15 protein-coding genes and 1 other annotated feature are annotated in these 15,344 nt (G+C 38.4%); all 15 genes read right to left on the reverse strand.

From position 1 onward, the window contains the following. Positions 1–68: 68 nt before the first annotated feature. The 15 genes from MKY60_RS20230 to MKY60_RS20300 all read right to left on the reverse strand — a co-directional run bounded on the left by MKY60_RS20230 (position 69) and on the right by MKY60_RS20300 (position 15,340). A complete protein-coding gene (locus MKY60_RS20230) occupies positions 69–578 on the reverse strand; it encodes an NYN domain-containing protein (RefSeq protein ID WP_093495445.1) in 510 nt (169 codons plus the stop codon). A 4-nt stretch (positions 579–582) separates the two neighbouring features. Further along, positions 583–1,353 carry a 23S rRNA (guanosine(2251)-2'-O)-methyltransferase RlmB gene (rlmB, locus tag MKY60_RS20235; protein ID WP_093495446.1) on the reverse strand — a complete coding sequence of 257 codons (771 nt, stop codon included), beginning with the start codon at positions 1,351–1,353 and terminating at the stop codon, positions 583–585. Continuing rightward, positions 1,354–1,773, reverse strand: coding sequence for a Mini-ribonuclease 3 (locus tag MKY60_RS20240; protein ID WP_418939807.1), 420 nt, complete (start codon positions 1,771–1,773; stop codon positions 1,354–1,356). 4 nt (positions 1,774–1,777) lie between these two features. Then, positions 1,778–3,178 (reverse strand): cysteine--tRNA ligase, encoded by a 1,401-nt coding sequence (gene cysS, locus MKY60_RS20245; RefSeq protein WP_093495447.1) that lies wholly within the window; start codon positions 3,176–3,178, stop codon positions 1,778–1,780. Continuing rightward, positions 3,175–3,831 (reverse strand): serine O-acetyltransferase, encoded by a 657-nt coding sequence (cysE, locus tag MKY60_RS20250; RefSeq protein WP_093495448.1) that lies wholly within the window; start codon positions 3,829–3,831, stop codon positions 3,175–3,177. The genes cysS and cysE overlap by 4 nt, the downstream gene beginning before the upstream one ends. Positions 3,832–3,885: 54 nt before the next feature. Beyond that, positions 3,886–4,105, reverse strand: a binding site (T-box leader). A gap of 59 nt (positions 4,106–4,164) precedes the next feature. Next, positions 4,165–5,628 carry a glutamate--tRNA ligase gene (gene gltX / locus MKY60_RS20255; protein WP_093495449.1) on the reverse strand — a complete coding sequence of 488 codons (1,464 nt, stop codon included), beginning with the start codon at positions 5,626–5,628 and terminating at the stop codon, positions 4,165–4,167. Positions 5,629–5,780: 152 nt separating this feature from the next. Continuing rightward, on the reverse strand, positions 5,781–6,260 hold the full coding sequence (ispF, locus tag MKY60_RS20260; RefSeq protein ID WP_090567721.1) for a 2-C-methyl-D-erythritol 2,4-cyclodiphosphate synthase: 480 nt from the start codon (positions 6,258–6,260) through the stop codon (positions 5,781–5,783). 4 nt (positions 6,261–6,264) lie between these two features. Further along, complete coding sequence (gene ispD, locus MKY60_RS20265; protein WP_093495450.1) at positions 6,265–6,954, reverse strand: 2-C-methyl-D-erythritol 4-phosphate cytidylyltransferase; 690 nt, start codon at positions 6,952–6,954, stop codon at positions 6,265–6,267. 66 nt (positions 6,955–7,020) lie between these two features. Then, positions 7,021–8,109 carry a PIN/TRAM domain-containing protein gene (locus tag MKY60_RS20270; RefSeq protein WP_090567716.1) on the reverse strand — a complete coding sequence of 363 codons (1,089 nt, stop codon included), beginning with the start codon at positions 8,107–8,109 and terminating at the stop codon, positions 7,021–7,023. A gap of 202 nt (positions 8,110–8,311) precedes the next feature. Beyond that, a complete protein-coding gene (gene radA / locus MKY60_RS20275; protein WP_090567713.1) occupies positions 8,312–9,682 on the reverse strand; it encodes a DNA repair protein RadA in 1,371 nt (456 codons plus the stop codon). 472 nt (positions 9,683–10,154) lie between these two features. Beyond that, on the reverse strand, positions 10,155–12,602 hold the full coding sequence (locus tag MKY60_RS20280) for an ATP-dependent Clp protease ATP-binding subunit (RefSeq protein WP_090567710.1): 2,448 nt from the start codon (positions 12,600–12,602) through the stop codon (positions 10,155–10,157). Beyond that, entirely contained in the window at positions 12,599–13,693 is a 1,095-nt protein-coding gene (locus MKY60_RS20285) for a protein arginine kinase (protein ID WP_093495453.1), read from the reverse strand. The genes MKY60_RS20280 and MKY60_RS20285 overlap by 4 nt, the downstream gene beginning before the upstream one ends. After that, on the reverse strand, positions 13,683–14,228 hold the full coding sequence (locus MKY60_RS20290; protein WP_090567704.1) for a UvrB/UvrC motif-containing protein: 546 nt from the start codon (positions 14,226–14,228) through the stop codon (positions 13,683–13,685). Before MKY60_RS20290 ends, MKY60_RS20285 begins: the two co-directional genes overlap by 11 nt. Before the next feature lie 17 nt (positions 14,229–14,245). Beyond that, entirely contained in the window at positions 14,246–14,719 is a 474-nt protein-coding gene (locus tag MKY60_RS20295; protein WP_090567701.1) for a CtsR family transcriptional regulator, read from the reverse strand. A gap of 159 nt (positions 14,720–14,878) precedes the next feature. Next, a complete protein-coding gene (locus MKY60_RS20300; RefSeq protein WP_093495454.1) occupies positions 14,879–15,340 on the reverse strand; it encodes a GNAT family N-acetyltransferase in 462 nt (153 codons plus the stop codon). Between the last annotated feature and the right edge of the window lie 4 nt (positions 15,341–15,344).

Consider the following 15,344-nt stretch of genomic DNA (forward strand, 5'->3'; position numbering starts at 1 on the left):
TGAAGTCACCTCAGCTAACAAGAATATTATTCCAATTATACAGGAAGAAAATTTATAGCGTCAATGAATCATTTCATTCCTCTTCGCCATTTTTCGAAAATTTCTGCAACTTCTGCCGTTAATGGAATATTAGAAGCAGGCTTGTCATTCTGAATACTCTTCACTTTTTTTGTTATTTTGGAAGAAATGGACAACATCTCAATTTCTAATTCTCTTGCTGATTTTCGTAGGGCACCCTGACCAAATATAACTCGTTGCTCGGTCAAATCGGATGTAGCTACATAAATTTGAACTCTTCTACTACTCAATTCTTTCGTTAACTTTTCAATGCGTTCATCTGCAATTTCGTTTTTCCGCGTATAAATAACTTCCACGTTGTACTTTTTCTTTTTATTTTCAATACCAGGTACTAAGTGCGCATCAAAGACCACAATCACTCGAATACCTGTATATGCTTTGTATTCAGCCATCAGCTCAATCAAACGGTCTCTAGCGTCCAGTAATTTTACTTCTTTTAACTTCCTTAGCTCGCTCCATGCGCCGATGATATTATATCCATCGACAAGTAGAATTTGCATCTTCTTATCCTTTTAACGGATTTCTTACGCGCCATATCTCATACAACAAAACAGAAGCAGCAACCGACGCATTAAGACTCGTTACATGACCGACCATTGGCAAATAGTAAAGAAAATCACACTTTTCTTTTAGCAGTCGACTCATTCCTTTTCCTTCGCTACCAATAATAAGAGCTAGTGGAAGTGTTGCATCCATATTTCGATAATCAGTAGACTTCGCCGCATCTGTTCCTGCAATCCAAACGCCACGGTCTTTTAGCTCATCTACTGTTTGAGCCAGGTTACCCGCACGATAGACTGGAATATGTTCGATAGCTCCCGTGGAAGCCTTTGCAACTACCGCTGTTAGTCCAACCGCTCTTCTTTTAGGAATAATAATTCCATGCGCCCCTATGGCATCTGCCGTTCTCATTATAGAACCAAGATTATGGGGATCTTCAATTTCATCTAGAATAATAAAAAGAGGATCCTCTTTTTTGCTAGCCGCCAGCTCAAATAAATCATCTAATTCTGCATAACGATATGCAGCAACCGACGCGACTATCCCCTGGTGGTTTGCATCAGTTAAGTTATCGAGCTTCTTTTTAGGTACGAACTGCACGATTATTCCAGCATCTTTAGCTAATTGAATAATTTCAGATACACCACTTTTTTGGATGCCTTCTGCTAGCCAAACTTTGTTCATATCTCTACCGGCACGAAGGGCTTCAACAACAGGATTTTTCCCTGCTATAAGTTCACCAGTTTGCTCAACTTGATCATTTTTTTCTGTCATTTATTTGTTCGCCCCTTTCTGTTTATCTATAAAGTCAATCGAAAAATGTAACACTTCTTGTAAACGCTCTGTTTGTCCACTTAAGTATAGACTCCCGATGACCGCTTCAAACGCAGTACTATGATGATAAGTAATAACGTCCGTATTTTTAGGTACAGATCCAGATTTCGCATTACGCCCTCTTCGTAGGACTGCTTGTTCATCTTCCGATAAAAACTCTTTGTCCAGCATCTCTTTCACAATCGTCGCTTGTGCTTTTGCAGATACATAGTTAGTAGCTTCTTTGTGTAAAATATTTGGTCGAACCCGCCCAGAGCGGATGAGGTGTTCCCGAACGACCTGTTCGAAAACAGCATCACCCATATAAGCAAGTGCTAAAGAATTTAGTTGTTTTACATCTGATAATGTTAAGTTTTCCACAAGTTTATCCTCTTTTCCATCGAATACCCTGTGCAGTATCTTCCAAAATAATATTTAACTCTTTTAATTGATCTCTAATTTCATCGGCACGGGTAAAGTTACGATCCTTCCTTGCTTGATTTCGTTCTTCGATCAATGCATCGATTTCTTCATCTAATACTTCTTTTTCCTTAGCAAGCGTTAGTCCAAGTACAGCTGTCAAATCATCCATATCTGCTATAAATTGTTTCAATACGGATTCAGATGTTTGTTTTTCTTGTAAATAAGTATTCGCAAGTTTCGACAATTCGAAAATAGCTGCAATCCCATTTGCTGTATTAAAATCATCATCCATCGCTGTTTCAAACTGTACTTTTACAGCCGCAATTTTTTGTAGCCAAATATCGTCATGGTCTCCTAAATTTGCAGTAGTACTTAAGCGATGAACTAAGTTATCATAAGCAGTCTGTATACGGTCCAAACCAGCCTCTGCTTGCTCCACCAATTCTTTTGAATAGTTAATTGGGTTTCGATAATGAACACTCAACATGAAGAGACGCAATATTTGAGGGTCAATTTGCTGACGAATATCATTTACCAATACAAAATTACCTAGTGATTTTGACATTTTTTCATTATCTATATTTATATATCCATTATGCATCCAATATCTTGCGAATGTCTTTCCAGTTCTAGCTTCTGACTGAGCAATTTCATTTTCATGGTGAGGGAAAGTTAGATCCTGCCCTCCAGCATGAATATCAATTGTATCTCCTAATATTTCTCTTGCCATTACAGAACATTCGATGTGCCACCCAGGACGTCCTTGACCCCAAGGGCTTTCCCAGAAAATTTCTCCAGGTTTTGCAGCTTTCCAAAGTGCAAAGTCAAGTGCATCTTCTTTTTTCTCACCAGTTTCAATACGGGCACCGACTTTTAAATCGTCTACAGATTGATGAGAAAGCTTACCGTATCCATCAAATTTTCTAGTACGGTAATATACATCCCCTTGTGACTCGTATGCATAGCCTTTTTCTTCTAATACTTTTATAAATTCTATAATTTGATCCATGTGATCCGTTACACGAGGATGTGAGTCTGCTCGATTGCAGCCAAGAGCCTCTACGTCTGCATAATAAGCATTGATAAAACGTTCTGTAAGCTCGGAGACCTCTTCCCCCAGTTCGTTGGCCGCTTTAATAATTTTGTCATCCACGTCTGTGAAGTTAGAAACGTATGTCACATCATATCCACGATATTGTAGATACTTTCTTACCGTATCATATACAATTACAGGTCGAGCATTCCCTATATGAATATAATTGTAAACAGTTGGTCCACATACATACATTTTGACCTTGCCTTCTTCGAGTGGAATAAATGGTTCTTTTTCACGCTTTAATGTATTAAAAATTTGGATTGTCATGACCAGTTTCTCTCCTTTTCTTTCGTTAAATGGTCTATTTCTTTTTGTAGATCTTCTATTTTATCTTCCATTTGTTTACATCGATCAGTAAACGGATCAGGCAGGTCCTGATGATCGAGATTCCGTTTCACTTTTACACCATTTTGAATTACAACTACACCTGGAATACCAACTACAGTAGAATTAGTAGGTACATCTTTCAATACAACCGACCCAGCTCCTACTTTACTATTTTCACCAATTGTAATCGATCCTAATACTTTTGCTCCTGTAGCAATTAGTACATTATTATGAAGCGTGGGATGTCTCTTCCCTTTTTCTTTCCCGGTACCACCTAATGTGACACCTTGGTAGATAGTGCAATCATCTCCAATTTCACAAGTTTCTCCGATGACTACACCCGATCCATGATCGATAAAAAAGCGTCTCCCAATTGTTGCACCCGGGTGAATTTCGACACCTGTAAAAAATCTACTAACTTGTGAAACTGCACGTGCTAGAAAAAAAAGATTCTTTTTAAATAATGCATGTGCAATGCGGTGGCTCCAAATCGCATGAAGTCCCGCGTATGTTAATATAACCTCTAGCTTACTATTTGCTGCTGGATCTTGTTCAAATACTACCGCAATATCTTCTTTCATTCGATCGAACACAAGGATTCCTCCCTTCATTTTTTTCCATAAAAAAAGTCTCTGTCTATAAATATAGACAGAGACGCAGTTAGCGCGGTTCCACTCTGATTGGAAAAATATAAATACTTTCCCCACTTTGCATCTTTAACGCAGATGTTACGTTCAGCCTACTTAGAAGTTCGGCATGACGCTCGGAGGTGCATTTCAGTAACTCGTAGGCTCAGACCACTTTCAGCCGGTGATGGTCCTCTCTAAAGAACGTGCGTTACTTACTTCTCCTCTTCTTCGCTTTGCTATTCTTTTTACTTCGAATTTGTATCACCATTTTCACACCTTGTTAGGGGAAAGTCAATCTTATTGTTTTGCAAACTTGGCTACACGAGCAATTACTTTTTCTTTCCCTATTAAACTGATTGCATCAGCTAATTCTGGACCATGCATTTGACCTGTTGTTACTACACGTATTGGCATGAAAAGGTTTTTCCCTTTATGTCCTGTTTCTTTTTGCACAGCTTTAATAGCAGCTTTAATCTCTACTGCTTCAAATGTTTCTAGGCCTTCTAACTGTGTTTTAAAAGCAGCCATTACTTCAGGAACCTGCTCCCCAGCTAACACCTCTGTTGCTTCTTCAGTATATGCAATTTCGTGATCAAAGAATAATGAAGATAATTCAACGATTTCAGCACCAAAACTCATTTGCTCATGGTAAAGGGCAATAAGCTTTGTTGCCCACGTAAGTTCGTCTTCTGATAATTCAGCCGGAAGTAGATTTGCTTTTTGTAAATGCGGCAATGCAAGCTCTACTACTTTTTCAAGTGGAAGTTGTTTAATATATTGGTTGTTCATCCATGTAAGTTTTTGTTTATCGAACATCGATGGTGATTTAGACAGACGCGATACATCAAAGTTTTTAATGAATTCCTCTTTGGTGAAGATTTCATCTTCCCCTTCAGGAGACCAGCCTAATAATGCAAAGAAGTTAAACATAGCTTCCGGTAAATACCCAAGATCTTTGTACTGAGTAACAAATTGTATAATTGACTCATCGCGTTTTGAAAGCTTTTTTCGGTTCTCATTGATGATTAATGTCATATGACCGAATTTAGGATATGCCCATTCGAATGCATCAAACACCATTAATTGTTTTGGTGTGTTTGATAAATGTTCTTCCCCACGGAATACATGAGAAATTTCCATAAAGTGATCATCTAATACAACAGCATAGTTATAAGTTGGGATTCCATTGGCTTTTACAAGCACCCAGTCACCAACATCCTTAGATTCAAATGTAACCAGTCCACGAACTAAATCTTCAAATGTATAAGTTACATTTTCTGGTACACGCATACGAATCGTATATGGTTGGCCTGCATCTTCTTTTGCTTGTACTTCTTCTTTTGATAAATGACGGCATTTACCGTTGTACATAGGAGCTGCAATACCTTTTTCTTTTTGTACTTCACGTTCTGCTTCTAATTCCTCTGAAGAACAGAAACATTTATATGCATGCCCTTTTTCTAACATTTCCTCCGCGTGCTTTGTATATATATCTAGGCGCTCCATTTGGCGATACGGCGCATAAGGTCCACTAATATCTACAGATTCATCATAGTCGATCCCTAACCACTTTAAGTTTTCAAGTTGTGATAACTCGCCACCTTCTACATTACGTTCAATATCCGTATCTTCAATACGAACGATAAATTTACCATCATGGTGACGTGCATATAAATAGTTAAATAACGCTGTGCGTGCTCCTCCAATATGCAAAAATCCTGTTGGACTTGGCGCGTAGCGTACGCGAACTTCTTGTGTCATAAGTATATCCTCCTAGTTTTCGTTCCATCAAATTAGCCTTAGTGTACTTGCGTCCAATTGGGCATGCTTAAAATTATCTTACACAACCTGGATAACATCTTGCGACGGCTCTAGCTTACTCCATTCTACCATTGCTTATATGTTTATTAAAGTTAGTCTTTCTTGAGAAGTAATATTGTCGCCATCGATGCTATCCCTTCTTCACGACCTGTAAATCCTAGTCTTTCCGTAGTTGTAGCCTTCACATTTACTTGAGAAACATCCGCCTGAAGTAACTCTGCAACACGCGTACGAATTGTTTCAATATACGGTGACATTTTTGGCTTTTGAGCAATAATTGTACAGTCAATATTCCCTAACTTATATCCCTTAGCGTCTACCAACTTCCAAATATGCTCTAGTAGCTTTGCTGAATCTGCATCTTTAAAGTCTGGGTCTGTATCTGGAAAATGCCTTCCAATATCCCCTTCTCCAATCGCTCCTAATGCTGCGTCTGTGATTGTATGTAGTAGTACATCTGCATCTGAGTGCCCGATTAGCCCTCGTTCGTATGGTATCTCGATTCCCCCTATTATTAGCGGACGATTATCCGCAAATTCATGTACATCGAATCCTTGTCCTATTCGCATCATCTTATTATTCCTCCTGCTCTCGCTTATTTAATATAGCCTCTCCGTATAGAAGATCTTCCCTCGTCGTCATTTTTACATTATCGTAGGTGCTTTCAACAATATGAACACGCTCTCCTAATCTTTCTACGAGCATCGCTTCATCTGTCCCGAGAAAGTTTTCCACTTCCGCTAATCTTTCCGCTTTTTCTAATAATGTATACTGAAATGCTTGAGGCGTTTGAATAATCCACAAACTTTCTCTATCAATCGTTTCTTGGATTATACCATTTACTGCTTTTTTCATCGTGTCTTTTGCCCGAACTGCCGCTACTGCAGCTCCTGAAATGTGTGCAACTTGTACTAATTGTTGTATCACTTCTTGATGAATAAATGGTCTTGCTGCATCATGAACGAGTACAATTCCTTTAGTGGTCACGGCTTTTAAACCCGCATATACGCTATGCTGTCTTTCTTCTCCACCTTCGGCAATAGCCGAAACTTTTGTAATACAGTATTCTTTAAGGAGCCGTTCAATCAATTCTTTTTCCTCTTTCTTCACAGCCAATACAATTTGCTCACAATTAGGATCTCTATCAAACACTCTTAAAGTATGTATCAAAATAGGAACATTACGCAGTTCTAAAAACAACTTATTTTGTCCAGCACCCATTCGTTTCCCACTACCCGCTGCTGGCAATAAAACAGTATATATCATGTTAACGAACCTCCATCACATAGAAAAAGGGCGTATTCCTTTCTCAAAGGAAACAACCCTTCTTCGTTATTTTGAGTCCTGTGGTTTTGCAAATATCATTCGGCCAGCCGATGTTTGAAGTACACTTGTTACTTCTACATTTATGGCCTGTCCAATATATGTTTTACCACCTTCCACAACAATCATTGTTCCATCATCTAAATATGCAACACCTTGATTGTGTTCTTTGCCGTCTTTAATAACGACAACATGCATTATTTCCCCGGGAATAACGACCGGTTTTACCGCATTTGCCAAGTCATTAATATTCAAAACACGCACTTGATGTAGGTCACAAACCTTGTTTAGATTGAAGTCATTTGTTACAACAATTCCATTCATCTTTTTAGCTAGTCGAACTAATTTTAAATCTACCTCTTGGATATCTTCGAAATCTTCTTCTACGATTAACACGGCAGATGCTCTTTCCGTTTGTAGTTTTTTCAATACGTCTAAACCCCGACGCCCTCTTGTTCGTTTAAGCGTATCCGAGGAATCTGCAATATGTTGTAATTCAGTCAAAACAAATTGAGGAACGACAAGAACCCCTTCGATAAATCCTGTTACCGAAATGTCAGCGATGCGACCATCAATAATAACGCTCGTATCTAACAATTTATAAGTTCCTAAAATCAATTCTTGGTTATCCTCGTCCTCTGTTTTCTTTTTGCTACTATTCTGTTTAGAAGGAGTAAAAACTTGAAGAAGTTCGTCACGCTTTTTAAAACCGACTTGGAAACCTAAGTATCCCAAAACAATAGACAATAGTATCGGAACAATCGATCCAATACCCAGTATTGCAATATTATTAAGCGCAGAACCAAGGAAAAAGGCAACGATTAATCCTATAACCAGCCCAAGTGTTCCGAACAGCAAGTCTCCAATCGGCGCTTTTAATAACCGTTCTTCCATCCACTTGATAAAGTTCACTAAGTAGTCAGTCATAAATAATGCAGCCACGTATAACAATATCGCTCCAACTAAAACAGATACATACGGATTGTGAATCCATGGGTTCTCAGATAAATTAAAAAGCTCGTATAAGTGCGGTAAGAATAATAAACCCAATGTTCCACCAATTAAAACAAAAGCAATTTGAATAATCCATTTTAACAAGTATGCCACCTCCATTTATTTCATTATACTTCCATCTTTCACAATAAGTCTAATAAGAAAAGCACTTGCCCCCTCCCGCGCCCCGACAACATTCTACTGCGAAAATCTTTGCGCAGTAGCAAGGATTCCACGTAAAGGCGTTCTTTGCCTTTACGCCAAATCCTAAGGTGATTATCTGCTAGAGTATTCGCTCTCTTCTTTGTTACGAGAATGCCTCTTTCATCGCTTCGTTAACTGTTTCAATCCCTATAATTTGGATGTCTTTAGGGTAATCCCAACCGCCTAAATTAGATGCAGGAACAATCGCTCTTTTAAAGCCAAGCTTTGCAGCCTCTTGCACACGCTGTTCAATCCTAGACACCCTTCTCACTTCTCCAGTTAAACCGATTTCGCCGATAAAACAATCTGTCGGTGTAACTCCTGTATCTCGAAAACTAGATACGATACTTACTAGGACGGCTAAATCGATTGCAGGTTCGTCTAATTTCACTCCACCTGCAACTTTTATATAGGCATCTTGCGTTTGAAGTAGTAATCCCATTCTTTTTTCCAGTACCGCCATTAGCAATGAAACCCGGTTTTGATCAATACCAGTGGCCATACGTTTCGGGTAGTTAAAGCTAGACTGCGTCACTAGAGCTTGAATTTCTACTAAAATAGGTCTGGTACCTTCCATAGAGGCAACAATTGCAGAACCTGCTGCTCCGTGAGATCGTTCCTGCAAAAATAATTCAGACGGATTAAGTACTTCTTTTAATCCAGATTGAATCATTTCAAATATAGCAATTTCATTCGTAGAGCCAAAACGATTTTTTTGAGACCTTAAAATACGATACGTATGGTGACGTTCTCCTTCGAAATACAAAACGGTATCCACCATATGTTCCAATATACGCGGCCCTGCAATTTGACCTTCTTTTGTTACATGTCCTACTAAAAAGATTGCTACATTTTTTGTTTTGGCTATTCGCATAAGCTCTGCTGTACATTCACGAACTTGCGATACACTCCCAGGTGCACTAGTTACTTCCGGATGATGAACAGTTTGAATAGAATCCACAATGACAAATTTAGGCTCTACACTCTCAATTGTTTCATTAATAAGTTCTAAATTAGTTTCAGAGTAGATATAAAGCTCAGCTGAGGTAACTCCTAAACGTTCTGCACGAAGCTTTGTCTGACGGATGGATTCCTCTCCCGAAATGTATAGAACTCGCTCACCTTTATTGGCAAGTAAAGCTGAAACCTGTAAAAGAAGAGTAGATTTCCCTATACCTGGATCTCCTCCTATTAACACTAGGGATCCTGGTACAATACCCCCACCAAGAACACGATTCAATTCCGCAAAGTCGGTTGTCACTCGTGGTTCTTCTGCTGTTACCACCGAAATAATCGGGGTAGCCTTTTGCGCTACGCCATCCGAATGCTGAAAGGAACGTTTCGGACCTTTTGAAACTATTTCTGTTTCTTCTACCATTGTATTCCAATCGCCGCATCCAGGACATCTTCCCATCCATTTTGCGGATTCATATCCACATGAATTACACATAAACTTCGTTTTCTTTTTAGCCATAATACCTCCTATGTAATAAGAAAAATCGGGTAAAAAACACCCTGTCCTATATGTACAAAACCTATTCCTATCAATTTCGAAGGCTTTGCACAGACATTTTGCTATATTATATCCGAGTCCATTTCTAGGAATGCTAGTTTGTCTATTCGTCGCCCTTCTACAACTTTTAGAAACAGGTAAGTGCATTTTTAGATAACTAGTAAAAAGACACTTTCCTATTCTCGAAAATACAATTTCGTTTGCTATTTCGCTTCTTTATTAGGTGAACACTTAATATCCCACTGTATTTCCACTACTTAAAAGAAAATCTACTTTCTTCATCCTACAGAATAGTATCATTTGATTCAACGGTCTTATCACTATAGTAACTTTGTCCAATCTTACCAACTAAGCAATAAGCTATGAAAAACCTATTTTCTTACTCTTTATAAAAAAAGGGCATTCCGAACTATTTTTCGGAATGCCCGCTATATTAACCTTCGGTAACCAAAGCTTTCGTGCGAACGACGAACTCATTGTCTTCAACATCAAATATTACATGTTGCCCATCTAATACTTCCCCTTTTAAAAGCTCTTCGGAAAGTCGATCTTCTACATGTTTTTGTATTGCACGGCGTAAAGGACGAGCACCATATTCTGGTTCATATCCTTCGGTTGTAATTTTATCTTGTGCTGCTTCTGTGATTTCTAATTCAATACCTTGTTCTTTCAAACGTTTTGCTAAATGGTCTGTCATTAATGAAACAATTTGTTTTAAATGGTCTTTTTCTAGAGAGTGGAACACGATCATTTCATCTAGACGGTTTAAGAACTCTGGGCGGAATGCTTTTTTCAACTCTTCTAGCATTTTACCTTTCATATCTTTATAGTCTGTCTTGCCACCTTCTTGTAAGTTAAACCCAACGTATTTGTTGAATTTAAGTGCATCCGCACCGACATTCGATGTCATGATAACTACCGTATTACGGAAATCTACTGTACGGCCCTTTGAGTCTGTTAATCGGCCATCCTCTAACACTTGAAGAAGAATATTAAAGACATCAGGATGAGCCTTTTCAATTTCATCTAATAAGATAACAGAGTATGGTTTACGACGTACCTTTTCTGTTAATTGTCCACCATCGTCAAAACCAACATATCCTGGAGGAGAACCAACTAGACGAGAAGTTGAATGTTTTTCCATGTACTCGGACATATCTACACGAATCATCGCATCTTCGTCTCCGAACATCACTTCCGCTAGAGCACGAGCAAGTTCTGTTTTCCCTACACCAGTAGGTCCTAAGAAGATAAAGGAACCAATAGGACGTTTTGGATCTTTCAGTCCTGCACGAGCACGACGAATAGCTCTTGAAATTGCGTCCACTGCTTCACTTTGACCAATAACTCTTTCATGTAATTTATCTTCCAGTTTTAATAACTTCTCAGATTCTGTTTGCGCTAGCTTGGATACTGGTACACCAGTCCACATAGACACCACTGCTGCAATATCTTCTATTGTAACTTCAGACTCTTCTTTTCCTTGCTTTTCTTTCCAATTGTTTTTCATTTTTTCTAGTTCATCTTTAAGCTTTTGTTCTTTATCACGGAATGATGCAGCTTTTTCAAACTCCTGACTTTGCACTGCAGCATTTTTCTCAGAACGAATCGCCTCTAGTTTTGCTTCTAGCTCTTTTAAATTAGGAGGTGTTGTATACGAACGTAAACGTACTTTAGATCCCGCTTCATCTATTAAGTCAATTGCTTTATCTGGTAGAAAACGATCAGAAATATAACGGTCAGACATTTTGACAGCAGCTTCTACCGCTGCATCTGTAATTTTTACACGGTGATGTGCTTCATAACGATCACGTAAACCGTAAATAATTTGGATAGCTTCATCTACTGAAGGTTCGTCTACTTGAATTGGTTGGAAACGACGTTCTAGTGCAGCATCTTTTTCAATATATTTTCTATACTCATCCAGTGTTGTCGCACCTATACATTGTATTTCTCCACGAGCAAGAGCAGGCTTCAAAATATTCGAAGCATCAATAGCACCCTCTGCTCCACCAGCTCCAATTAATGTATGAAGTTCATCGATAAATAAAATAACATTGCCGGCTTGACGAATTTCATCCATCACCTTTTTCAAACGATCTTCAAATTCTCCACGATATTTTGTACCAGCAACAACTGTACCCATATCCAGCGTCATTACTCGTTTATCACGTAGGATTTCTGGCACTTCATTTTGTACGATTTGCTGCGCAAGCCCTTCTGCTATAGCCGTTTTCCCAACACCTGGTTCACCAATTAAAACTGGGTTGTTTTTTGTACGACGAGCCAATATTTCAATTACTCTTGTAATTTCTTTGCTACGTCCAATTACAGGATCTAGCGTACCTTCTCTTGCAATTTGCGTTAAATCACGAGCTAGACCATCCAGTGTAGGTGTACTAGCTGGAGCAGTCCCATTGTTCCCATTACCATGTGCTTGCTCTGTACTTCCTAATAATTGAAGAACTTGTTGACGAGCTTTGTTTAAACTTACTCCTGCATTATTTAGAACACGAGCTGCTACTCCTTCTCCTTCACGGATTAACGCTAGTAATAGATGCTCTGTTCCAATGTATGAGTGACCTAGTTTTCGAGACTCATCTACTGAAAGCTCAATCACCTTTTTCGCACGAGGTGTATAGTTAACAATTGGTCCAACTTCTTCCTTACCAGCTCCTACTAGTTCCTCGATCCCTGTTTCGATTACTTTTAGATCTACTTCTATTGCTTCTAATGCTTTTGCAGCAATTCCACTACCTTCTCGGATAAGACCAAGTAATATATGTTCTGTCCCTATAGATTCATGCTTTAAGCGAATAGCCTCTTCTTGTGCTAGTTGTAATACTTTTTGAGATCTTTGTGTAAAACGATTAAACATCATTCAGATTCCTCTCCTTTTGTTTTCTGTTTTTCTTCTTTTTGCAATCGTTCCCTTAACAGCTTTGCGCGAAACATATCCCGCTCAGAGGTGTTCAATGAAGTACCTGCATATTTTTGTAGAAATCCTGGTTGCATAAACACCATACATTCATTCAATATAGTCACATCCACATCTTCAATGAGTCCTATATCTATCCCTAATCGCACATCCGATAGGCATCTTGCCGCTTCATCTGTCGCCATAATACGGGCAAATGATAAAGTTCCTAAAGATCGATATAGTCGGTCTTCTAGTGTATTGGCCGAATGCTTTAGAAGTGCATCCCGTGCTTCTCTTTCTTTTTGAATAATTTGTTCGGTAATACTCTGAAGATCAGCAAGTATGTCCTCTTCTGACTTACCAAGTGTGGTTTGGTTGGACACTTGGTATACATTACCGAGCGCTTCACTACCTTCTCCGTAGATTCCTCTTACAACCATTCCTAGTCTTGAAATGATAGTGACGATTCTATTCATTTGCTTCGTCATCGTTAATGCGGGTAAATGCATCATTACAGATGCACGTAAACCAGTACCTGTATTGGTAGGGCAGCTTGTTAAATATCCAAACTGCTCGTCAAAAGCATATGGTAATTCCTTATCTAAAACACGATCTAACATATCTGCCTGAGCATAGGCCTCTTGAATTTGAAGCCCTGGAAAAAGACATTGTATACGAATATGATCCTCTTCGTTGACCATCACACTAACGGATTCATCATTTGACAATAAAACAGAGCCAGTCATTGGCGAGTTAGCAAGCTTTGGACTGATTAAATGTTTTTCTACTAACACCTGACGACTTAGTTCAGATACATCCTTTATATGGATGGAAGAAAATTGCATCTGTAATTCGTCACTTGCGTCCAACAAAGTGGAGGAAACAGATTGGTCAATTTTATGCGCCTCATCTTCTGTAAATGCTAAAGGAAAACGATAGCCATTCAGATTTCTTGCTAAGCGAATTCTTGTACTCATAACAATATCCGAATGCTTACCCTCTCCCGCCATCCAACTAGAAATTGAGTTGTCTAAAAAACGTTCAATTGACATCAGTTTGGTCACCTCCTGTAGAAAGCTGACTTTCCAAATCTCTCGCTTCATCCCTTAACTTTGCGGCTTCCTCAAAACTTTCAGTGTCAATCGCGTCTTTCATTTGAGAACGAATTGCTTCTATTCGTTTTTTAATAGCAATTTTCTCCCCAAGCGCACCTGGAGCCTTTCCAATATGCGTTGTATTGCCGTTATGTAGTCTCTTAAATACATTAGGCAACTGCTTGCGGAAACTGTTATAGCAATTTGCACAACCAAATTTCCCTTCATCTAAAAAATGCTGTATCGACCAACCGCATTCATCGCATACGATCATATTTTTAGGTTGTTTTTGTTGCATTGGCTGCTGTTCTGTTTGACCAAACCAATTCGATAATAGCTGATGTAGAGATAACGGATCTTGTTTATACTCTACATAAAACGGGTGGAGGCTATTTGCACAGACCTCACAATAATGTCTTTCAAAGTGTTCACCGTTATGCACTTGCGTAACCGTTACTTTAGCTGGTCTTTGCTTACAATTTTCACAAATCACCTTTCAACACACCCCGTTCATTTTTCACTTTTTTCATATTTTAACGTTAATAACATGGCACATAGTATACGTGATCGTAGTTCATCTCTCGCAGGAAGCGGAATTGCTAAAGTCGTTCGGTTTAAAGCTGCTAAAATAAGTTTAGCTTCACGTTTAGATATAACATCCTCATCGATTAACCGGAAAACAATATCTTCGGTAACGGATTCAGAAGCCCCGTTTTCTAGTGTCTGTATAATATGCTCTATTAAATCAGCTTTCGTATGAGCTCGAACGCGGAGGATTCGAATATATCCCCCTCCACCTCGTTTACTTTCTACTAAGTATCCTCGATCTTGGGTAAACCTTGTATTGATAACATAATTTATTTGAGATGGAACACACTGAAACTTTTCTGCAATTTCACTTCGCTTAATTTCAATTTGTTCCTTACTTCCTTCTTCTATAATAGCCTTTAAATACCCTTCAATTATGTCAGATATATTTTTCATCTTCTCACCTCTTCTCACAAACTGACTTTGACTAACTTTGACTATATTATAACGAGAATTTTTCGCATGTGCAATTGATACGATTTGCCCTGAAAAAAGAAAAAAACTACAAACAGTCGTTTGTAGTTTAGGATATATTAATATGAATATTCCTATTCATTAAATCTTTTTTCGTTCATACGTTAGTTGAGTAATAAAGAAATCGGGTTCTATTTCGACATCCACTAATTTTGTAAAATTATGTCTTTCATATAATGTGATTGCTGGTGTATTTTTTGCACCAGTTGATACAACTATCTTTTTTTCATTTCCATAGACGTTTAATAGATAACTTAATAACTCTGATGCAATTCCTTTTCGAAAATGATTAGGATCTACTACAAGCCTACAAATGTCAATTAGTTCCTCTGTACCTTCATAAGAAAGAAAACCTACTAATTTCGAGCCATCCAACTTCCCGAGAAATTGTTCTTTAGAACTTTTTATATTTTCTACTGTATCTAAAAGCTGTGGTATTCCATCGAATCCTATTAAATCAGCTTCAACTTTATATGCTGGTAGTTGAATTGATAGAATACTCTCAGCGACTTTTTCATCATTGTGATTGACTAATTGAATCATTCGT

Source organism: Psychrobacillus sp. FSL K6-1415 (assembly GCF_038003185.1).
In the GTDB taxonomy this organism is placed as follows: Bacteria; Bacillota; Bacilli; order Bacillales_A; family Planococcaceae; genus Psychrobacillus; species Psychrobacillus psychrodurans.

What these genes read in the sequence shown, in the direction of transcription:
- MKY60_RS20230 (WP_093495445.1), bottom strand. Translation starts at nt 578, where the DNA reads ATGCAAATTCTACTTGTCGATGGATATAATATCATCGGCGCATGGAGC.
- rlmB (WP_093495446.1), bottom strand. Translation starts at nt 1,353, where the DNA reads ATGACAGAAAAAAATGATCAAGTTGAGCAAACTGGTGAACTTATAGCA.
- cysS (WP_093495447.1), bottom strand. Translation starts at nt 3,178, where the DNA reads ATGACAATCCAAATTTTTAATACATTAAAGCGTGAAAAAGAACCATTT.
- gltX (WP_093495449.1), bottom strand. Translation starts at nt 5,628, where the DNA reads ATGACACAAGAAGTTCGCGTACGCTACGCGCCAAGTCCAACAGGATTT.
- ispF (WP_090567721.1), bottom strand. Translation starts at nt 6,260, where the DNA reads ATGATGCGAATAGGACAAGGATTCGATGTACATGAATTTGCGGATAAT.
- ispD (WP_093495450.1), bottom strand. Translation starts at nt 6,954, where the DNA reads ATGATATATACTGTTTTATTGCCAGCAGCGGGTAGTGGGAAACGAATG.
- radA (WP_090567713.1), bottom strand. Translation starts at nt 9,682, where the DNA reads ATGGCTAAAAAGAAAACGAAGTTTATGTGTAATTCATGTGGATATGAA.
- MKY60_RS20280 (WP_090567710.1), bottom strand. Translation starts at nt 12,602, where the DNA reads ATGATGTTTAATCGTTTTACACAAAGATCTCAAAAAGTATTACAACTA.
- MKY60_RS20285 (WP_093495453.1), bottom strand. Translation starts at nt 13,693, where the DNA reads ATGTCAATTGAACGTTTTTTAGACAACTCAATTTCTAGTTGGATGGCG.
- MKY60_RS20295 (WP_090567701.1), bottom strand. Translation starts at nt 14,719, where the DNA reads ATGAAAAATATATCTGACATAATTGAAGGGTATTTAAAGGCTATTATA.
- MKY60_RS20300 (WP_093495454.1), bottom strand. Translation starts at nt 15,340, where the DNA reads ATGATTCAATTAGTCAATCACAATGATGAAAAAGTCGCTGAGAGTATT.